This is a genomic window from Streptomyces pratensis (assembly GCF_016804005.1).
GTDB lineage: Bacteria > Actinomycetota > Actinomycetes > Streptomycetales > Streptomycetaceae > Streptomyces > Streptomyces pratensis_A.
Genome location: NZ_CP051486.1, coordinates 5760718 through 5780449 on the forward strand (window position 1 = coordinate 5760718; position 19732 = coordinate 5780449).

General features: G+C 70.1%; 20 protein-coding genes. 8 read left to right on the plus strand and 12 right to left on the minus strand.

Features of this window, described 5'->3' with window-relative positions:
- Positions 1 to 209 precede the first annotated feature (209 nt).
- A complete protein-coding gene (locus tag HED23_RS23670; protein WP_203185394.1) occupies positions 210 to 956 on the plus strand; it encodes a transglycosylase SLT domain-containing protein in 747 nt (248 codons plus the stop codon).
- Between the two features lie 133 nt (positions 957 to 1089).
- Here HED23_RS23670 and HED23_RS23675 read toward each other — a convergent pair whose 3' ends face one another.
- The gene (locus HED23_RS23675) at positions 1090 to 3690 is read right to left on the minus strand and encodes an FHA domain-containing protein (RefSeq protein WP_203185395.1); all 2601 of its coding nucleotides are present in this window, start codon (positions 3688 to 3690) and stop codon (positions 1090 to 1092) included.
- A 279-nt stretch (positions 3691 to 3969) separates the two neighbouring features.
- Between HED23_RS23675 and serB the strand changes: the two genes are divergently transcribed.
- Positions 3970 to 5226, plus strand: a complete 1257-nt coding sequence (gene serB / locus HED23_RS23680) for a phosphoserine phosphatase SerB (RefSeq protein WP_203185396.1) — start codon at positions 3970 to 3972, stop codon at positions 5224 to 5226.
- A gap of 70 nt (positions 5227 to 5296) precedes the next feature.
- Here serB and HED23_RS23685 read toward each other — a convergent pair whose 3' ends face one another.
- From HED23_RS23685 to HED23_RS23695, 4 genes are all read right to left on the minus strand, one after another.
- A complete protein-coding gene (locus tag HED23_RS23685) occupies positions 5297 to 5815 on the minus strand; it encodes a SixA phosphatase family protein (protein WP_203185397.1) in 519 nt (172 codons plus the stop codon).
- A 98-nt stretch (positions 5816 to 5913) separates the two neighbouring features.
- Complete coding sequence (locus tag HED23_RS23690) at positions 5914 to 6120, minus strand: hypothetical protein (protein WP_203185398.1); 207 nt, start codon at positions 6118 to 6120, stop codon at positions 5914 to 5916.
- A 137-nt stretch (positions 6121 to 6257) separates the two neighbouring features.
- Complete coding sequence (locus tag HED23_RS35750; protein WP_086010434.1) at positions 6258 to 6374, minus strand: SGM_5486 family transporter-associated protein; 117 nt, start codon at positions 6372 to 6374, stop codon at positions 6258 to 6260.
- 17 nt (positions 6375 to 6391) lie between these two features.
- Positions 6392 to 7654: a CynX/NimT family MFS transporter gene (locus tag HED23_RS23695; RefSeq protein WP_386473916.1), complete on the minus strand. Its 1263-nt coding sequence runs from the start codon at positions 7652 to 7654 to the stop codon at positions 6392 to 6394.
- A gap of 142 nt (positions 7655 to 7796) precedes the next feature.
- Between HED23_RS23695 and HED23_RS23700 the strand changes: the two genes are divergently transcribed.
- Positions 7797 to 8471 carry a FadR/GntR family transcriptional regulator gene (locus tag HED23_RS23700; protein WP_203185400.1) on the plus strand — a complete coding sequence of 225 codons (675 nt, stop codon included), beginning with the start codon at positions 7797 to 7799 and terminating at the stop codon, positions 8469 to 8471.
- A gap of 48 nt (positions 8472 to 8519) precedes the next feature.
- On the opposite strand, the gene HED23_RS23705 is transcribed toward HED23_RS23700, so the two are convergent.
- The 3 genes from HED23_RS23705 to fabG all read right to left on the minus strand — a co-directional run bounded on the left by HED23_RS23705 (position 8520) and on the right by fabG (position 10592).
- Complete coding sequence (locus tag HED23_RS23705; protein WP_203185401.1) at positions 8520 to 8888, minus strand: hypothetical protein; 369 nt, start codon at positions 8886 to 8888, stop codon at positions 8520 to 8522.
- 211 nt (positions 8889 to 9099) lie between these two features.
- Positions 9100 to 9867: an enoyl-ACP reductase FabI gene (gene fabI, locus HED23_RS23710; protein ID WP_203185402.1), complete on the minus strand. Its 768-nt coding sequence runs from the start codon at positions 9865 to 9867 to the stop codon at positions 9100 to 9102.
- A 5-nt stretch (positions 9868 to 9872) separates the two neighbouring features.
- On the minus strand, positions 9873 to 10592 hold the full coding sequence (fabG, locus tag HED23_RS23715; RefSeq protein ID WP_147962061.1) for a 3-oxoacyl-[acyl-carrier-protein] reductase: 720 nt from the start codon (positions 10590 to 10592) through the stop codon (positions 9873 to 9875).
- A 221-nt stretch (positions 10593 to 10813) separates the two neighbouring features.
- Here fabG and HED23_RS23720 point away from each other — a divergent pair, with 221 nt between their 5' ends.
- The 3 genes from HED23_RS23720 to tyrS all read left to right on the plus strand — a co-directional run bounded on the left by HED23_RS23720 (position 10814) and on the right by tyrS (position 15061).
- Positions 10814 to 12337, plus strand: coding sequence for a TldD/PmbA family protein (locus tag HED23_RS23720; RefSeq protein ID WP_203185403.1), 1524 nt, complete (start codon positions 10814 to 10816; stop codon positions 12335 to 12337).
- Positions 12334 to 13728, plus strand: a complete 1395-nt coding sequence (locus HED23_RS23725) for a metallopeptidase TldD-related protein (RefSeq protein ID WP_203185404.1) — start codon at positions 12334 to 12336, stop codon at positions 13726 to 13728. Before HED23_RS23720 ends, HED23_RS23725 begins: the two co-directional genes overlap by 4 nt.
- Positions 13729 to 13792: 64 nt before the next feature.
- Positions 13793 to 15061 (plus strand): tyrosine--tRNA ligase, encoded by a 1269-nt coding sequence (gene tyrS / locus HED23_RS23730; protein WP_203185405.1) that lies wholly within the window; start codon positions 13793 to 13795, stop codon positions 15059 to 15061.
- 72 nt (positions 15062 to 15133) lie between these two features.
- On the opposite strand, the gene HED23_RS23735 is transcribed toward tyrS, so the two are convergent.
- Positions 15134 to 15418: a GlsB/YeaQ/YmgE family stress response membrane protein gene (locus HED23_RS23735; protein WP_203185406.1), complete on the minus strand. Its 285-nt coding sequence runs from the start codon at positions 15416 to 15418 to the stop codon at positions 15134 to 15136.
- A 213-nt stretch (positions 15419 to 15631) separates the two neighbouring features.
- Here HED23_RS23735 and HED23_RS23740 point away from each other — a divergent pair, with 213 nt between their 5' ends.
- Both HED23_RS23740 and HED23_RS23745 read left to right on the plus strand, forming a co-directional pair.
- Complete coding sequence (locus HED23_RS23740; RefSeq protein ID WP_203185407.1) at positions 15632 to 16006, plus strand: DUF3099 domain-containing protein; 375 nt, start codon at positions 15632 to 15634, stop codon at positions 16004 to 16006.
- A gap of 220 nt (positions 16007 to 16226) precedes the next feature.
- Positions 16227 to 16475, plus strand: coding sequence for a hypothetical protein (locus HED23_RS23745; protein WP_203185408.1), 249 nt, complete (start codon positions 16227 to 16229; stop codon positions 16473 to 16475).
- Here HED23_RS23745 and moaA read toward each other — a convergent pair.
- From moaA to HED23_RS23760, 3 genes are all read right to left on the minus strand, one after another.
- A complete protein-coding gene (gene moaA, locus HED23_RS23750) occupies positions 16458 to 17447 on the minus strand; it encodes a GTP 3',8-cyclase MoaA (RefSeq protein WP_203185409.1) in 990 nt (329 codons plus the stop codon). The genes HED23_RS23745 and moaA overlap by 18 nt on opposite strands.
- Positions 17448 to 17612: 165 nt before the next feature.
- Entirely contained in the window at positions 17613 to 19253 is a 1641-nt protein-coding gene (locus HED23_RS23755) for a cation acetate symporter (RefSeq protein ID WP_203185410.1), read from the minus strand.
- Positions 19250 to 19615 carry a DUF485 domain-containing protein gene (locus HED23_RS23760; RefSeq protein ID WP_203185411.1) on the minus strand — a complete coding sequence of 122 codons (366 nt, stop codon included), beginning with the start codon at positions 19613 to 19615 and terminating at the stop codon, positions 19250 to 19252. Before HED23_RS23760 ends, HED23_RS23755 begins: the two co-directional genes overlap by 4 nt.
- Positions 19616 to 19732: the final 117 nt, after the last annotated feature.

A 19732-nucleotide genomic window follows, 5' to 3' on the forward strand; every position in this document is an offset into this window, starting at 1 on the left:
GTTTGCCCAAAACGGGCAACTCTCCAGGGTTCAAACCGGACAAGGAGGAATGAACAAGACCCCCATCCACTACTCGGCTTCGTACGTCACACCTTTGCCAGGCCATTTTGCTGGCGCTAAGAATTGCAGCTGTCCCCGACGGAGATGCCCCCGGCTCTTCCGTCCGCGTCCTCGCCGAGGACCCCTGCTATTCGAAGAGGTACGACTGTATGTCCGTGTCCCGCATCTCCAGCCGTAGCCGTCGCCTGAACAAGGCGCAGAAGCTCTCCGTCGCGGGGGTCTCCACCCTGGCTGCCGCCGCTGTCGGCTTCTCGCTCATCCCGAACGACGCTTCGGCCACGACCGAGCCGCAGGCCGCCTCGGCCGCCGCGCCGGTCGCCTACACCGGCTCGCAGACGCAGAGCCTCGAGGCCACCGGCCTGGGGCAGAACACGACGGCCGAGCGGCTGGCCAAGACCGCCGAAGCCGCCAAGGCCAAGGAGGAGGCCGCGAAGAAGAAGGCCGCCGCCAAGGCGGAGGCGAAGGCCAAGGCCGTCGCCGAGGCCAAGAGCGAGGCCGCCGCGAAGGCGAAGGCCGACGCGAAGAAGCGCGCCGCGAAGAAGGCCAGCCGTGCGGCCGACCGCAAGCCGGTCTACGCCAACAACCTGGACGGCTGGATCCGCGAGGCCCTCTCCATCATGGACAGGAAGAACATCCCGGGCACGTACGAGGGCCTGCACCGCAACATCATCCGTGAGTCCAGCGGTGACCCCCGTGCCATCAACAACTGGGACATCAACGCGATCAACGGCGTCCCGTCGAAGGGCCTGCTGCAGGTCATCAAGCCGACCTTCGACTTCTACCACGTCAAGGGCACCAAGCACGACCAGTACGACCCGGTCGCCAACATCACCGCGGCCGCCAACTACGCCGCGGACAAGTACGGCTCGATCGACAACGTCGACAGCGCGTACTGAGCAGCGCACCGAGCAAGGCCTGGCAGAGCTGACCTGCCGGCACGCAGCGTCGCGTGACCGGCCGGCACATGCCGAAGGGCGGCACCCCACGGGGTTGCCGCCCTCGGGCGTTTCCGGGACCGGTGCGGGCCCGTTACTTGCGCATCACCTCGGGCTCATGGCGGCGCAGCATCCGTGAGACCGCGACGAAGAGGACGGCGCTCATGACGAGCATCACCGTGATGTTGATGCCCCACTGGCCGGCCGAGTGCTCCCACAGCGGGTCCAGGTCGGTCGGGTTCTTCGGGTCCCACGGCGGCATGAGGTGGGCGAGGTCCAGCGTCGTACCGGCCGCGGCGACCGCCCAGCGCGACGGCATCAGCCAGGCGAACTGCTCCAGGCCCGGCGAACCGTAGACCTGGAAGAGCACACCGGTGAAGACGACCTGGACGATGGCGAACATGACGAGCAGCGGCATCGTCTTCTCGGCGGTCTTCACCAGCGCGGAGATCATCAGGCCGAACATCATCGAGGTGAAGCCGAGCACGATGATCGACAGGCAGATCTCGACGGCGGGAGGCATGAACAGGCCCTCCTCCGGCAGCTTCCGGGTGGAGAAGCCGATCCCGCAGATGATCACGCCCTGGAAGGCCGTGATCACGCCGAGGACGATCACCTTGGACAGCAGATAGGCGGAGCGGGAGAGACCGGTGGCCCGTTCCCGCTCGTAGATCACCCGTTCCTTGATCAGTTCTCGTACGGAGTTGGCGGCGGCGGCGAAGCACATGCCGACCGCCAGGATCAGCATGATCGTTCCGGCCTTGCCGTTGAACCGGGAGGGCGGATCGGGCTCCGCCAGGCCGAACTCCGCGGGGATGACCACGCTCACCACTCCGAGCACGGCCGGCAGGAGCACCATCAGGAGCAGGAACCCCTTGTCGGACGCGATCACCGAGACGTAGCGGCGCATCAGCGTCCACAGCTGGGCCACCCAGCCGGAGGGCTTCGGCGGCCGGATCTGCTGCGGCGGAGGCATGTGCACGGGCTGCGCGGCGACCGCGTCGATGTCCGCGGCGTACATCTGGTAGTGCTGCGATCCGCGCCAGCGGCCCGCCCAGTCGTATTCGCGGTAGTTCTCGAACGCGGAGAAGACGTCGGCCCAGCTGGTGTAGCCGAAGAAGTTCAGGGCCTCCTCGGGGGGCCCGAAGTAGGCGACGGATCCGCCGGGAGCCATCACCAGGAGCTTGTCGCAGATGGCCAGCTCGGCCACGGAGTGCGTGACCACCAGGACCGTACGGCCGTCGTCGGCGAGACCGCGCAGCAGCTGCATGACATCGCGGTCCATGCCCGGGTCGAGGCCCGAGGTCGGCTCGTCCAGGAAGATCAGCGACGGCTTGGTGAGCAGCTCCAGGGCGACCGAGACGCGCTTGCGCTGGCCGCCGGAGAGCGAGGTGATCTTCTTGTCCTTGTGGATGTCGAGCTTGAGCTCGGCGAGGACCTCGTGGATCCGGGCGGTGCGCTCGGCCTCGGTGGTGTCCGCGGGGAAACGCAGCTTGGCCGCGTAACGCAGGGCCCTGGTGACCGTGAGTTCCTTGTGCAGGATGTCGTCCTGCGGGACCAGGCCGATGCGCTGCCGCAGCTCGGCGAACTGCTTGTACAGGTTCCGGTTGTCGTAGAGGACGTCGCCCTGGTTGGCGGGCCGGTAGCCGGTGAGCGCCTTGAGCAGGGTGGACTTGCCGGAGCCGGACGGGCCGATGACGGCGATCAGCGACTTCTCGGGGACGCCGAAGGAGACGTCCTTGAGGATGTCCTTGCCGCCGTCGACCGTCACCGTGAGGTGGCGGGCGGAGAAGGAGACCTCACCTGTGTCGACGAACTCTTCCAGCCGGTCCCCGACCAGCCTGAAGGTCGAGTGACCGACACCGACGATGTCGTTCGGCCCGATGAGGGCGGAGCCGGACTTGTTGAGCGGCTGGCCGTTGACGTACGTGCCGTTGTGCGACCCGAGGTCCCGGATCTCGAAGCGTCCGTCGGGCGTCGCCCGGAATTCGGCGTGCAGGCGCGAGACCTGCAGGTCGGAGACAACCAGCTCGTTCTCCAGCGCACGGCCGATGCGCATGACGCGGCCGAGGTCCAGCTGGTGGAAGGTGGTCGGGCTGCGGTCGCCGTACACCGGCGGTGCCCCTGCCGCGCCACCGTGGCCGCCTGCTCCGGGCGGGCCGGCGTGGCCCTGCTGGTGCGGGACCTGAGGCTGCTGCGCCTGCGGTGCCTGCTGCCAGGCCGCCTGCTGCTGCGCGGGCCCGCCGGGCCAGCCGCCGGCGGCGTGCTGCTGCGGCTGCTGCACCGGAGCCTGCTGGGCATGCGGCACATGCGGTGCGGGCGCCTGCTGGACGTGAGGTGCGGGCGCCTGCCGCGCTCCCGCCGCCTGCCCGCCCTGGACGCCGGCACCCGGCGCGGCGGTGAGGCTCACCCGCGGCCCGTCCGTGGCGTTGCCCAGGTGGAACGACGTACCCGGGGCGATCTCCGCCTGCTGGACACGACGGCCCTGCACATAGGTGCCGTTGGTGCTGCCGTGGTCCTCGACGGACCAGCCGCGCCCGTTCCAGCTGACCGTGGCATGCCGCCACGAGACCCTGGCGTCGTCGATCATCAGGTCACCCTGCGGATCGCGCCCGAGGGTGTACGACCTGGACGGATCGAGCGCCCAGGTCCTTCCATTCAATTCCAGTACGAGTTCCGGCACTCCGCGCCCCACTAGTCGTCCCCCGAAATGCCCCCCGTCGCAGGGAGCCTAGGGATGCTGAACATCGTGGGGAACTATTCCAGGAGCTGTCCCCTGACGGAAAGCCGGGCGGTGTGAAGACGGCGCGGAGGCCCGGAGCCCCCTCGGCCGACCCAGGAGGAATGCGGTCGGAGCATCCCATCCGGGGCACCTGAGCGCCGGTCCCCCGGCCCGGCGAGATCCGGCCACGGTCTGTCCGCCACTCGGGACGGCTTCGGAGCCCGGCCGGCGGCCCTATACGGTGGGACCACCATGAGCGCATCTCAGCCACCTCGGTCACCCCGGTCTCCTGAGCCCTCCGAAGCCCCTCGGGGCACAGACACCCCCACGCTTCTCGTCAAGATCTTCGGGAAGGACCGGCCGGGTATCACCGCCGGGCTTTTCGACACCCTGGCCGCCTACGCCGTCGACGTCGTGGACATCGAGCAGGTCGTCACCCGTGGCCGCATCGTGCTGTGCGCCCTGGTGACCTCGCCGGCCCCGGGTGATACGACCGAGGGCGACCTCCGGGCCACCGTGCACAGCTGGGCGGAGTCCCTGAAGCTGCAGGCCGAGATCATCTCGGGCACGGGCGACAACCGCCCCCGCGGCTCCGGCCGTTCCCATGTGACCGTGCTGGGGCACCCGCTGACCGCGGAATCCACGGCGGTCATAGCGGCCAGGATCACCTCCACCGGCGGCAACATCGACAGGATCTTCCGCCTGGCGAAGTACCCCGTCACCGCCGTCGAGTTCGCGGTGTCCGGCACCGGGACCGAGGAGCTGCGGACGGCTCTCGCGACGGAGGCCGCGGGCATCGGCGTCGACATCGCCGTCGTGTCGGCCGGGCTGAGCCGCAGGGCGCAGCGCCTGGTCGTCATGGACGTGGACTCGACGCTCATCCAGGACGAGGTCATCGAGCTCTTCGCCGCCCATGCCGGCTGCGAGTCCGAGGTCGCCGCCGTGACCGAGCAGGCGATGCGCGGCGAGCTCGACTTCGAGCAGTCCCTGCACGCACGCGTGGCGCTGCTGGCCGGGCTCGACGTGTCGGTGGTGGAGAAGGTGCGGGCGGAGGTGCGGCTGACCCCCGGGGCCCGCACCCTGATCCGGACGCTCAAGCGGCTGGGCTACCAAGTGGGCGTGGTCTCGGGCGGCTTCACCCAGGTCACGGACGACCTCAAGGAGCGCCTCGGGCTGGACTTCGCCTCCGCCAACACGCTGGAGGTCGTCGACGGCAAGCTCACCGGCCGGGTCGTGGGCGACATCGTGGACCGGGCGGGCAAGGCCCGGCTGCTGCGCAGCTTCGCGGAGCAGGCGGGGGTGCCGCTGGCGCAGACGGTGGCCATCGGCGACGGCGCGAACGATCTGGACATGCTCAACACCGCCGGCCTCGGGGTCGCCTTCAACGCCAAGCCGGTCGTCCGCCGGGCCGCCCACACGGCGGTGAACGTCCCGTTCCTGGACACGGTGCTGTATCTGCTCGGGATCACCCGCGAGGAGGTCGAGGCCGCCGACGGCCTCGTGGACTGACCGCGCGGGTCCGTTCGCGCGGAGGGGCGCCGGCACACACGGTGTGCCGGCGCCCCTCCGTGCGTCGTGCTCAGTCGTTGGGCGTCCAGTATTCGACGAGTTTGCCCACTCCGTGCTCCAGGCCCTTCCAGGAGCCGGAGAACTCGACGACGGCGTAGGCCGCGGTCGGGAAGCCGTCCCTGGTCAGGCGGGCGAGCGCGTCGCCGTCGGCCCTGCCTGAGAGCGCGTCCGCGACGCCGTGCATGCCGGGATTGTGGCCGATGACCAGCAGGTTCTGCACGTCGTCGGACGTCTCGTCGAACAGGGCGATCAGCTCACCGAGAGAGGCTTCGTACAGCCTCTCCTCGTACACGGTCCTGGGTCGCTGCTCGAATTCGTGGACCGCGAGCTTCCAGGTCTCGCGGGTCCTGGTGGCGGTCGAGCACAGAGCCAGGTCGAAGACGATTCCTGAATCGGCCAGCTTGCGGCCGGCGACGGGGGCGTCCTTCCTGCCCCGTTCCGCCAGTGGCCGCTCATGGTCGGGCTGCTGCGACCATTCCGCCTTTGCGTGCCTGAGAAGGACGATCCTGCGAGGTGTATCGGCGCTCATACACCTCAGCTTCGCACGAATTGCGCCTCCGGGCGCAGGGTGTTGACGTGCTCGCCCGCTGGGGGTGAACGACGGGCGGCGGGGTGTGTACGGGCACCTCAGGCGGGCATCAGGCCCAGGATGTGCCCGAGCAGCCGCCCGATCGCGGGCTCGCCGGCCGCCGCGTGCGCCTGTCCGGGTTCCACGATCAGCAGGAGGAGCGCGGCGAAGGCGAGGGCGGGCAGCGCGACGGCCCACCAGGGCAGCCTGACCTCGACGGTGTCCGAGGCCGGGCGGTGGCTCCGGGCGGGTGTACGGGCCGACATGTCCGCCTCCGTGGGTCCTCGGCTGTGTTACGCCGAACCTACGGGCCGGCCGGCCGCGGTCCCATCCGGTGACCCACCCACTCGACCCTGAACCTGGCCCCCTAGGGGATGGTGGGGCTGGCCCCACCATCGGGCGGTCAGGGGGAGGCGATCGTCGCGATCACGCCGATGACTACGGAGATGAGAAGCATCGTCCCGAACACGAGGAGAAGCTTCTTCTGGCCGTTCTGGGGATTCGGATCGAGCACTGGCATGCGCACAGTCTCGCATCTCAGCATTCGTCCTCGATCGTCCGGTCCCGCCCCGCGAGCATTCCCGCGACCGTCTGGGGCACGAGGAGGGCCGCCATGAGCGCGAGCGGCAGGCCCCAGCCGCCGCTGTGCTGGTAGAGCACGCCGACCAGCAACGGGCCGGGGATCGAGAGCAGGTAGCCGGTGGACTGGGCGAAGGCGGAGAGCCTGACCACTCCGGCGCCGCTCCGCGAACGCATCCCGATCATGGTGAGTGCGAGCGGGAACGCGCAGTTGGCGACACCCAGCAGCAGCGCCCAGAGCCAGGCGCCGCCGGCCGGGGCCAGGTAGAGGCCCGCGTAGCCGAGGAGACCGCAGCCGCTGAGGACGAGGACGATCGGGCCCTGCGTGCGCAGGCGGGAGGCGACCCGGGGGATGACGAAGGCGAGCGGCACGCCCATGGCCATGATCACGGCGAGCAGGACCCCCGCTGTGCCCGCGGAGATTCCCGCGTCACGGAAGATCTGCGGAATCCAGCCCATCGTGATGTACGCGGCCGTCGCCTGGAGCCCGAAGAAGCAGGCGAGCGCCCAGGACGTCCGGCTCCGGGTGATCCTGAGCGCGCGGGGAGCCGGGGCACCGGCAGCGGCCCCGGACGAGTCTCCTCGGTCCTTCAGGAACGGGATCCAGGGCAGGACGGCGACTGCGGCGAGCCCTGCCCAGACCACCAGGCCGGTCTTCCAGTTGCCGCCCGTCGCGTTCGTCAGGGGCACGGTGAGGGCGGCCGCGAGGGCGGTTCCGAGAGCCAGGGCCATCGAGTAGAGGCCGGTCACGGTGCCGACCCTGTCGGGGAACCAGCGCTTCACGATGACCGGCATCAGGACGTTGCTGACCGCGATACCCATCAGGGCCAGGGCGCTCGCGGCGAGGAATCCCGCCGTGCCGCCCACGAAGGGGCGCAGCAGCAGGCCGGCCGCGATGGCCACCATGCCCGCGCAGACGACGGCGCTGGGGCCGAACCTGCGGGCCAGCCGCGGCGCCATGAATCCGAACAGTGCGAAACAGAGCGGCGGCACGGAGGTGAGGACACCGGCGACGCTGCCGCTCATGTGCAGCCCGGCCCGGACCTCTTCGAGCAGGGGGCCGAGGCTGGTGATGGCGGGCCGGAGGTTCAGTGCGGCGAGGACCAGACCGATGGTGACGATCCGCAGCACCCAGGGGGAGGGTCCCGGCGCGGCCGTGCCGGTCGTCGGGGCGGCAGGGGCGGCGGGAGGGCTCAGGGTCGGGGTCTCGTCGTGGCGCATGGGCCCCATCATAGAATCATGGGATGATTGACTGTCCACTCCGGCTCTGTCCCTGAGACAATCCTGATGACGGTCGGACGGGCCCGCACCTCCCGGACCACCCTTTTCGGACACCCTTCCCGGAACTCGAGCAAGGAGCACCATGGCGCTGACGTCCACGCGGCGTTCGGCTCTCGCCGACCAGGTGATTGCCCAGCTGAGGAACCAGATCACCGCGGGTGAGTGGCCCGTCGGCTCACGGATCCCCACCGAGCCCGAGCTGGTCGAGCAGCTGGGGGTCGCCCGCAACACGGTGCGCGAGGCCGTGCGCGCCCTGGCGCACAACGGGCTGCTGGACATCCGCCAGGGCTCCGGTACCTACGTGGTGGCGACCAGCGAGCTGGCGGGTGTGATGCACCGCCGGTTCGCGGACGCCGACCCCCGGCATGTCGCCGAGCTGCGCTCCACGCTGGAGTCGTCGGCCGCCCGGCTCGCCGCCCTGCGGCGCACCGACCGCGACATGCGGCAGCTCGACGCGCTGATGGCGCGGCGCGAGGAGACCTGGGCGTCCGGGGACGCGGAGGCGTTCGTGGCCGCCGACGCGACCCTGCACCTCGCGGTTGTCGCCGCCTCGCACAACGACGTACTGACCGAGCTCTACGCCGACCTGAACGACCTGCTGCGCGACTACCTGCGTGACGACGTGGGCCCGGAGCTTCGGCCGGAGGCGCACATGGACCACGCGCGGCTCGTGGAGGCCATCAGGGCGGGCGACGCGGAGACAGCCGCTTCGGAGGCCGCCGCCCACGCGCTGAACTGTCTCCAGGAGCGGGTCTGAGGGCTGTCCGCGATCCCCGGCGGGCGGCGGGCGCGAAGAACCGGGCCCTCAGGACACCGAGTGGCTCACCCAGGCCGAGCCGACCTCTTTCCAGCAGCGGTCCTCGAGCTTGACCGTCCGGCCCGGCTGGACCGCGACCGCGATGCTGTCGGCATCGACGTCCCACCACCGGGCGCACTCGGTGTGGAGCCGGACGAGATCGGTCGTGGGATACGGGTTGTGGCAGTAGGCGACCACCCGGGACCCGTCGACCGACGTACGGCATTCGGCGCCCGAGGGATCGGGGCGTGGTGCGAGGGGCGCTGCCGCCCCGCTCCCCGCCCGGTTGGCGGCACTCACGGCCACCGGGGCCAGGAGCCCCGCGACGACGGCCGCAGCAGCGAGCAGGGCCCAGGTTCGGCGACGTGTGGAGCGCACAGCGATCTCCTCCCCACAGCCTGACCAAAAGTCCGGTTCCACCACATTCTGCGGTGGGGCGGCCATCTTTTCGACTTGAGCGCCGCAGGGAGCGGCCGGGCCCTGCGGAGGCCGGCCGGGCACGGAGAAGGCCGGCCGGGCACCACGGAGACACGCGACGGCCGCGTACCCCCGGGTGAGGGGTACGCGGCCGTCGGTGAGCTGTACGCGGTCAGGCGCCCATCATGTGCACGCCACCGTCGACGTGGATGATCTCGCCCGTGGTCTTCGGGAAGAAGTCCGAGAGCAGGGCCACGACCCCGCGGCCGGCGGGCTCCGGGTCGGCCATGTCCCAGGCCAGCGGCGACCGGGTGTTCCAGACCTCGGCGAGATCACCGAAGCCCGGGATGGACTTGGCTGCCATCGAGCCGATGGGGCCCGCCGAGATCAGGTTGCAGCGGATGCTGTCGCCGCCGAGGTCGCGGGCCAGGTAGCGGGAGGTGGCCTCCAGCGCGGCCTTGGCCGGGCCCATCCAGTCGTACTGCGGCCAGGCGAACTGCGCGTCGAAGGTGAGGCCGACGATCGAGCCGCCCTCGCTCATCAGCGGCTTGCAGGCCATGGCGAGCGACTTGAGCGAGAACGCCGAGACGTGCATCGCGGTGGCGACCGACTCGAAGGGCGTGTTCAGGAAGTTGCCGCCGAGCGCGTCCTGCGGCGCGAAGCCGATGGAGTGCACGACACCGTCGAGCGAACCGAGCTCGTCCTTGACGAGACCCGCGAGCCGGTCCAGGTGCTCCTGGTTCGTCACGTCGAGCTCGATGACCTTGGCCGGCTTGGGCAGCTTCCTGGCGATGCGCTCGGTCAGCGTCGGCCGGGGGAAGGCCGTGAGGATGACCTCGGCGCCCTGCTCCTGGGCCACCTTCGCGGTGTGGAAGGCGATGGACGACTCCATCAGCACACCTGTGATGAGGATGCGCTTGCCGTCGAGAATTCCGCTCATGGTGATCAGTGACCCATGCCCAATCCGCCGTCAACGGGGATGACGGCTCCAGTGATGTACGACGCGTCGTCGGACGCGAGGAAGCGCACCGCGGCGGCGATCTCAGCGGGCTGCGCGTAGCGGCCGAGCGGCACCTGGGACACGATGCCCTTGCGCTGCTCATCGGTGAGCGCCTGGGTCATGTCGGTGTCGACGAACCCGGGTGCGACGACGTTGAACGTGATGTTCCGCGAGCCGAGCTCACGGGCCAGCGACCGGGCGAAGCCGACCAGGCCCGCCTTGGACGCCGCGTAGTTGGCCTGTCCGGCGGAACCGAGGAGGCCGACGACGGAGGAGATGAGGACGACACGGCCCTTCTTGGCGCGCAGCATCGCGCGGTTGGCCCGCTTGACGACGCGGAAGGTGCCGGTGAGGTTGGTGTCGAGCACGGACGTGAAGTCGTCCTCGGACATCCGCATCAGCAACTGGTCCTTGGTGATACCGGCGTTGGCGACCAGCACCTCCACGGGACCGTGCTTCTCCTCGATCTCCTTGTAGGCCTGCTCCACCTGCTCGGTGTCGGTGATGTCGCACCGGACCGCGAGAACGCCCGCCTCGGTGAGCGCCTGCGGCGGCTCCCCCGAGCGGTAGGTGATGGCGACCTTGTCGCCGCTGTCGGCGAAGGCGCGGGCGATGGCGAGGCCGATGCCCCGGTTTCCTCCGGTGACGAGAACCGAGCGGCTCAACGGATCACCCTTTCCTTGGCGGTCTGGTACATCCAAAAACCTATCGGTACCACCGGCCATCCAAGGAATCGGCCTCTGACAGCGCCGCCGCGCCGCGCCTGTTGGATCCCTACAGAACGGCCCGGCCGGACACGGCAGCGTAAAACCGGAGCACGGGGACGCCACGACACCCCATGATTCACTGCGGAGACATTTTCAGAGGTGGAGAAGGGGAGCCCTACGTGGCCCACGAGGTAGATCAGTCGTTCCTGGCCCTGCCGCTCCGTGCCCTCGCAGACGCGGCGCTCGCCCGCGCCCGCGCGCTCGGCGCGGTGCACGCGGACTTCCGGTTCGAGCGGGTGCGCGGCGCCTCCTGGCGGCTGCGGGACGCCCGGCCGTCCGGGACCTCCGACACCACCGACACCGGGTACGCGGTCCGTGTGGTGCACGGCGGCGCGTGGGGATTCGCGTCCGGGGTGGACCTGACGATGGACGCGGCCGCGAAGGTGGCCTCGCAGGCCGTCGCCATGGCGAAGCTGTCCGCGAAGGTCATCGCGGCGGCGGGTTCCGACGAGCGTGTGGAGCTGGCCGACGAGCCGGTGCACGGCGAGCGGACCTGGGTGTCGGCGTACGACGTCGACCCCTTCTCCGTACCTGACGAGGAGAAGGCCGGGCTGCTCGCGGAGTGGAGCGCGCGACTCCTCTCGGCGGACGGGGTGGCGCATGTGGACGCCTCCCTGATGACCGTCCACGAGAACAAGTTCTACGCCGACACCGCGGGCACCGTCACCACCCAGCAGCGGGTGCGGGTGCATCCGCAGCTGACCGCGGTGGCCGTGGACGGGACGACCGGCGAGTTCGACTCGATGCGGACGATCGCCCCGCCGGCGGGCCGGGGCTGGGAGTACCTCACAGGCACGGGCTGGGACTGGGACGCCGAGCTGGAGCGCATCCCGGGGCTGCTGGCCGAGAAGATGCGGGCGCCGAGCGTCGAGGCGGGGACGTACGACCTGGTCGTCGACCCGTCCAATCTCTGGCTGACCATCCACGAGTCCATCGGCCACGCGACCGAGCTGGACCGGGCGCTGGGCTACGAGGCGGCGTACGCGGGGACCTCGTTCGCGACCTTCGACCAGCTGGGGAAGCTGACGTACGGCTCCCCCGTGATGAACGTGACCGGTGACCGCACCGCCGAGCACGGGCTCGCGACGGTCGGCTACGACGACGAGGGCGTCGAGGCGCAGTCCTGGGACCTGGTCAAGGACGGGACGCTGGTGGGCTACCAGACGGACCGGCGGATCGCGAAGCTGACGGGCCTGGGCCGGTCCAACGGATGCGCGTACGCCGACTCGCCGGAGCACGTGCCCGTGCAGCGCATGGCCAACGTGTCGCTCCAGCCGGATCCGGGCGGGCTCTCGACCGAGGATCTGATCGGCGGGGTGGAGCGCGGAATCTATGTGGTCGGCGACCGGTCGTGGTCCATCGACATGCAGAGGCACAACTTCCAGTTCACCGGCCAGCGGTTCTTCAGGATCGAGAACGGCCGGCTGACGGGCCAGCTGCGGGACGTGGCGTACCAGGCGACGACGACGGACTTCTGGGGCTCGATGGAGAAGGCCGGCGGCCCGCAGACCTATGTCCTGGGCGGCGCGTTCAACTGCGGCAAGGCCCAGCCGGGTCAGGTCGCGGCCGTCTCGCACGGCTGCCCCTCCGCTCTCTTCCGGGGCGTGAACATCCTCAACACGACGCAGGAGGGCGGGCGATGAGCCGCGTCAGCAAGCCGTACGAGATCGTCGAACGCGCACTGGAGCTGTCCACCGCCGACGGCTGCGTGGTGATCGCGGACGAGAACTCCTCCGCCAATCTGCGCTGGGCCGGCAACGCGCTCACCACGAACGGGGTGACGCGGGGGCGGACCCTGACCGTGATCGCGACCGTGGACGGCGCGGAGGGGGCGGCGTCGGGTGTGGTGTCCCGGTCGGCCGTCACGGCCGACGACCTGGAACCGCTGGTACGGGCCGCCGAGGCCGCCGCCCGTGGTGCCGGTCCGGCCGAGGACGCTCAGCCGCTGGTGTCCGGGGTGCCGGTGTCCGCCGACTTCACGGAACCGCCGGCCGAGACCGGCTCCGACGTCTTCGCCGACTTCGCCCCGGCGCTCGGCGACGCCTTCGCGCGGGCCCGCTCGGGCGGCCGTGAGCTGTACGGCTTCGCCCACCACCAGCTGAGCTCGACGTATCTGGGTACGTCGACGGGGCTGCGGCTGCGCCACGACCAGCCGAACGGGACGCTGGAGCTGAACGCCAAGTCCCCCGACCGGACCCGTTCCGCCTGGGCGGGCAGGGCGACCAGGGACTTCAAGGACGTCGACCCGGCGGCCATGGACGCGGAGCTGGCGCGGCGCCTCGGATGGGCGGAGCGCAGGATCGAGCTGCCCGCCGGGCGCTACGAGACGCTGCTGCCGCCGACCGCGGTGGCGGACCTGCTGATCTACCAGTACTGGTCGGCGGGTGCCCGGGACGCGGCGGAGGGCCGTACGGTCTTCTCCCGTCCGGGTGGCGGCACGAGGATCGGCGAAAAGCTCTCCGGGCTGCCGCTGAACCTGCGCAGCGATCCGCGCGCTCCGGGGCTGGAGTCGGCGCCCTTCGTGATCGCGCACTCGTCGGGGGACGATTCCTCGGTCTTCGACAACGGGCTGCCGCTCGCTCCGACCGACTGGATCAAGGACGGCAGGCTGGAGCGGCTGACCACGACCCGTCACTCCGCGGGGCTGACGGACCTGCCGGTGGCGCCCGCGATGGACAACCTCGTCCTGGACGGCGGCGGTGAGCGGTCCCTGGAGGAGATGGTCGCCGCGACGACCGGCCGGGCCCTGCTGCTGACCTGCCTCTGGTACATCCGGGAGGTGGATCCGGCGACCCTGCTGCTCACCGGTCTGACCCGGGACGGCGTCTATCTGGTGGAGGACGGCGAGGTCCTCGGCGAGGTGAACAACTTCCGGTTCAACGAGTCGCCGGTCGGGCTGCTGTCCAGGGCGTCGGAGGCGGGCCGTACGGAGAAGACGCTGCCGCGCGAGTGGGGCGACTACTTCACCAGGGCCGCGATGCCGGCGCTGCGCATCCCGGACTTCCACATGAGCTCGGTCAGCCGGGGCGTGTGACGCCCATAGACTGACCGGACAACCCATTCGAACCCAGCCGGACCCTCAGAGGAGAGAAACGACCGTGACGGACATCGTCGACGAGCTGAAGTGGCGCGGGCTGTTCGCCCAGTCCACCGACGAGGACGCATTGCGCAAGGCTCTCGCGGACGGCCCGGTCACCTTCTATTGCGGCTTCGACCCGACCGCGGCGAGTCTGCACGTCGGCCATCTGGTGCAGGTGCTCACCATGCGCCGGCTCCAGCTCGCCGGACTGAAGCCGCTCGCCCTGGTCGGCGGGGCGACGGGCCAGATCGGTGACCCGCGGCCGACCGCGGAGCGCACGCTGAACGACCCGGAGACCATCGCCGCGTGGGTCCAGCGGCTGCGCGGGCAGATCGAGCCCTTCCTCACCTTCGAGGGCCCGAACGCCGCCACGATGGTGAACAACCTGGACTGGACCGCGGGCCTGTCCGCGATCGAGTTCCTCCGGGACATCGGCAAGCACTTCCGGGTCAACAAGATGCTGACCAAGGACTCGGTGGCCCGCAGGCTGGAGTCGCAGGAGGGCATCAGCTACACGGAGTTCAGCTACCAGCTCCTCCAGGGCATGGACTACCTGGAGCTGTACCGCCGCCACGGCTGCACCCTGCAGCAGGGCGGCAGCGACCAGTGGGGCAACCTCACGGCGGGGATCGACCTGATCCACCGCCTGGAGCCGGGCGCCGCCGTTCACGCGCTGGCGACGCCGCTGATGGTGAAGGCCGACGGCACCAAGTTCGGCAAGTCCGAGAGCGGGGCCGTCTGGCTCGACCCGGAGATGACGACGCCGTACGCGTTCTACCAGTTCTGGCTGAACGTGGACGACCGGGACATCTCGACGTACATGCGCATCCTCAGCTTCAAGAGCCGTGAGGAGCTCGAGGAGCTGGAGAAGCTCACCGAGGAGCGCCCGCAGGCGCGCTCGGCGCAGCGTTCGCTGGCCGAGGAGCTGACGACGCTGGTGCACGGCGGCGCGCAGTGCGCGGCGGTCATCGCCGCGTCGAAGGCGCTGTTCGGCCAGGGTGAGCTCGGCGAGCTGGACGAGGCGACGCTGAGCGCCGCCCTGTCCGAGGTGCCGCACGCCCGGGTCGCCGAACTGGGGCCTGTGGTGGATCTCCTGGTCGAGGTCGGGCTGTCCGCCAGCAAGTCGGCCGCCCGCCGCACGGTGAAGGAGGGCGGGGCCTACGTGAACAACGTCAAGGTCACGGACGGCGAGAGCGCTCCGGCTCACGAGGAGCTGCTGCACGGGCGCTGGCTGGTCCTGCGCCGGGGCAAGAAGAACCTGGCCGCCGTCGAGGTCACGTCCGCCTGACGCCTGAGCACACAGCGCCGCGGCCGGTCACGCATGACGCGTGGCCGGCCGCGAGGCTGTGCCCGAGCCGGGTCAGGTCTTCTGCCGCTTGCTCCGGTTGCCCCGGATGGACTGCCAGAGCATGTCGCCGACACCGACGACGGCCACGGCACCGATCAGCTGCAGCACATGGCGGATCCAGTCGATCCCCTTGGTGTCGTTGACACCGATCCAGGTCGCGACGGCATTACCGAGGATGCTGCCCAGGATGCCGAACACCACCGTCAGCCAGAGGGGGATGTCCTGCTTCCCCGGCAGGATCGCCCGGGCGATCACACCCAGCACCAGCCCTACGATGATTGCCCACAACCAGCTCATGTCGCCTCCTCGTGCGGCGCGATGTGCGCACGTCCGCCCAGTCTCGGCCTGCCTGACATACGCCGCATGCCGGACAGGGCCGTACGTGGGACGGCGGTCGGGGCCCGCGCGGATCGGACGCGCCCCGGTCTCGAATGCGGCGGACGCCGGGCGTACCGTAGGAGCGGCGCCGTCCGGGGAAGTCCGGCACAGAGATCTGGTGGTGGAATCACGATGCGGAAGCAGAGCGGCACGGAGGTCTTCCGTATCACGGGTGCCAGGCAGGGCCTGGCAGACGACGTGCGCGGCCGGCAGCGGCGCTACATCATCTCCATGTCCGTGCGCACCGTTTCGGTGGTGCTGGCCGCGACCCTGTGGAACGTCGAGAGGCATGTGGCCGTGGTGGCGCTCGCGCTGGGCGTCCTGCTTCCCTACGTGGCGGTCGTCATCGCCAACGCAGGCCGCGAGAACGTCCCTTCGCTCCCCTCGACCTTCGTGTCCGCACCGATGCGGCCCGCTCTCGGCGCGGCCCCTGCTGCAGGGCCCGCGGAGCCCGCTCCGGAGCCCGGAGCCGCGGGCCGCGCGGAGGACCGGCGTCCGGCGGACTGAGCGCCGGCGCTTCCGCCCGGCCCGAGACGGACTCAGATGAATGATGACGTTCCGGTGCACCGGACCCCGACCCCCGTGGCATACTTCGGGAGCGCTCCGCATCCCCCGTCGGAGCGACGGACCGACGCCGGGCAGCTCCCCCCGTGGCTGCCCGGCGTCGCCATTCTCCGGCGGGGGTGCGTCGCGGGGGTCCCGCGCGGGAGCGCTTAGGGTTGAAGCCGTGAACTTCCCCGATACCTCAGCCGAGAGCGCCACCGGCGCACCGGTCTGTTCAGCCAAGGGCTGCCGCGCCGATGCCGTGTGGGTGCTCGCCTGGAACAACCCGAAGCTGCACACCCCGGAACGCCGCAAGACCTGGCTGGCCTGCGACGAGCACCGGGAGCACCTCTCGTCGTTCCTCGGCGTACGCGGCTTCCTCAAGGATGTCGTGACGCTGGCCGAGTGGGAGTCCTCAGCCGCCGATCGCTGACATCGGGCGGTCGGGCTGCAGGAAGGTGGGGTCGTCGAGCCCGGAGCCCGCCTTCTTGCCCCACATCGCGAGCTTCCAGATCCTGGCGATCTCCTCGTCCGGTGCGTCGGAGCGCAGGGCGGCGCGGAGGTCCGTCTCCTCGCGGGCGAAGAGACAGGTGCGGACCTGCCCGTCGGCGGTGAGCCGGGTGCGGTCGCAGGCCTGGCAGAAGGGCCTGGTCACGGAGGCGATGACGCCGACACGGTGCGGGCCGCCGTCCACGGTCCAGCGCTCGGCCGGGGCGGATCCGCGCTCCTCGTCCCCTTCCGCGGTGAGGGTGAAGCGCGTGCGCAGCGAGGTGAGGATGTCACCTGCCGTGATCATGCCGTCGCGCTTCCAGCCGTGCTGTGCGTCGAGCGGCATCTGCTCGATGAAGCGGAGCTCGTAGGCGTTCTCCACGGCCCAGGCGAGCAGCTCGGGGGCCTCGTCCTCGTTGAGGCCGGGCATGAGGACGGAGTTGACCTTGACCGGGGTGAGTCCCGCTTCGCGGGCGGCCTCGAGCCCTTCCAGTACGTCCTTGTGCCGGTCGCGGCGTGTGAGGGTCTTGAACACGTCGGGGCGCAGGGTGTCCAGGGACACGTTGACCCGGTCCAGGCCGGCCGCCTCGAGAGCGACGGCGGTGCGCTTGAGTCCGATGCCGTTGGTGGTGAGCGACATCCTGGGACGGGGCTCCAGGGCGGCGCACCGCTCGACGATGGAGACGAGGCCGGGACGCAGCAGCGGCTCACCGCCGGTGAAACGGACTTCCGTGACTCCGAGAGCGGTGACTGCGATGCCGACGAGCCGGACGATCTCGTCGTCGCTGAGCAGGTCGGACTTGGAGAGCCATTGCAGCCCCTCTTCGGGCATGCAGTAGGTGCAGCGGAGATTGCACTTGTCGGTCAGCGAGACACGCAGGTCGGTGGCGACCCGGCCGTAGGTGTCGACGAGCACTGTGGGCCCCCTCCCCCGGTGATGTCCTCGGTTGCGGTTCTGACTCCTCCGAGACTACGCGAGACCGGTGACATCGCGGGGGCCCGGTTGACACGAGGTGCGGCGGGGCCCTGTCGTAGGTCTCTACGACAGGGCCCCGTCATGACGCTGCGGGTGCGGGCGGGGTCAGTGGGCTCCGGTGCCGGTGAGGGACTTGACCTCGAGTTCGGCGTACTTGCCCTTGTCCGGCTCCTCCTTGGAGAGGACCGAGCCGGCCCAGCCGAGCAGGAAGCCCAGCGGGATGGAGATGAGGCCGGGGTTCTCCAGGGGGAACCAGGCGAAGTCCACGTCCGGGAACATCGAGCTGGCCTTGCCGGAGACGACCGGGGAGAACAGCACCAGGAAGACGGACGAGGCGAGACCGCCGTAGATGGACCACAGGGCGCCCTGGGTGGTGAAGCGCTTCCAGAAGAGGCTGTAGAGGATGGTCGGCAGGTTGGCCGACGCGGCGACGGCGAAGGCGAGGGCGACGAGTCCCGCGACGTTCAGGTCGCGGGCCATCGCGCCGAGTCCGATCGAGACGACGCCGATCGCGACGGTCGCCCAGCGGGCGGCGCTCATCTCCTCCTTCTCGGTGGCCTTCCCCTTCCGGATGACGTTGGCGTAGATGTCGTGGGCGAAGGAGGACGAGGAGGCGAGGGTGAGGCCCGCGACGACGGCGAGGATCGTCGCGAAGGCGACGGCGGAGATGACGGCGAGCATGATGGCGCCCCCGGTGGTGCCGACCCCTCCGAGGTACTCGGCGAGCTGGGGTGCCGCCGCGTTGCCCGCCGGGTTCTTCGCCTTGATCTCATCCGGCCCGATGAGTGCCGCGGCGCCGAAGCCGAGGGCGATCGTCATCAGGTAGAAGGCCCCGATGATGCCGATGGCCCAGTTCACGGACTTGCGGGCGGCCTTGGCGGTCGGAACGGTGTAGAAGCGGATCAGGATGTGCGGCAGGCCCGCGGTGCCGAGGACCAGCGCGATTCCGAGTGAGATGAAGTCCAGCTTCGAGACGTCGGTGGCGCCGTACTTGAGGCCGGGCTCCAGGAACGCGGCGCCGTGGCCGCTCTTCTCCGCGGCGGTGCCGAGCAGGTCGGAGACGTTGAAGTCGAACTTCCAGAGCACCATGAGGGTCATCAGCAGCGCGCCCGCGATGAGCAGCACGGCCTTGACCATCTGGACCCAGGTGGTGCCCTTCATGCCGCCGATGGTGACGTAGAGGATCATGAGCACGCCGACCAGCGCCACGATGAGGATCTTGCCGGCGTCACTGGTGATCCCGAGCAGCAGCGCGACGAGGACTCCCGCGCCCGCCATCTGGGCCAGCAGGTAGAAGATCGACACGACGATGGTGGAGACACCCGCGGCGGTGCGCACGGGCCGCTGGCGCATGCGGTAGGCGAGTACGTCGCCCATGGTGTAGCGGCCGGAGTTGCGCAGCGGTTCGGCTACGAGCAGCAGGGCGACGAGCCAGGCCACGAGGAAGCCGATGGAGTACAGGAAGCCGTCGTAGCCGAAGAGCGCGATGGCGCCGGCGATGCCGAGGAAGGACGCCGCCGACATGTAGTCGCCGGAGACGGCGAGGCCGTTCTGGAAGGCGGTGAACTGCCGGCCGCCGGCGTAGAAGTCCGAGGCGCTCTTGGTCTGCCGGCCGGCCCAGACGGTGATGCCCAGGGTCGCCGCGACGAAGACCGCGAAGAGGGTGATGATCAGCGGCCGGTGCTCGGTCGTCGACGACGACGCGGCGAGCTGGATCACGGGGTGCGATGCGTACACGGCGCTCATGCGTCGGCCTCCAGACGGGACTTGATGGCCGCCGCCTGCGGGTCGAGCTTGTTCGTGGCGTGGCGCGAGTAGAACCAGGCGATGAGGAAGGTGGTGGCGAACTGGGCGAGGCCGAACACGAAGGCCACGTTGAAGTTCGCGAAGACGATCTTGCTCATGAAGCCGCCTGCGTAGCTGGACAGCAGCACGTACAGCAGATACCAGGCAATGAACCCGACGGTCAGCGGAAACGCGAAGGAGCGGTGGGAGCGGCGCAGCTCGGCGAACTCCGCACTGTTCTGAGCCTCCAGGAACACCTCGGTCGTGGGCTGGACGGGACTGCCGTCCTCAGGGGTCTGGGGCGGCGGTGCTTCGGTGGTCACGGACTCTCCTCGCGACGCGGGTGCGGTGGTGGGAACGGTGGATTTCACGGGGAGTCCTCTGTGTGACGGGGGTGGAGGCGCGACTCCCTGTGCAACGGCACGGAGAGCGCGGCGAAG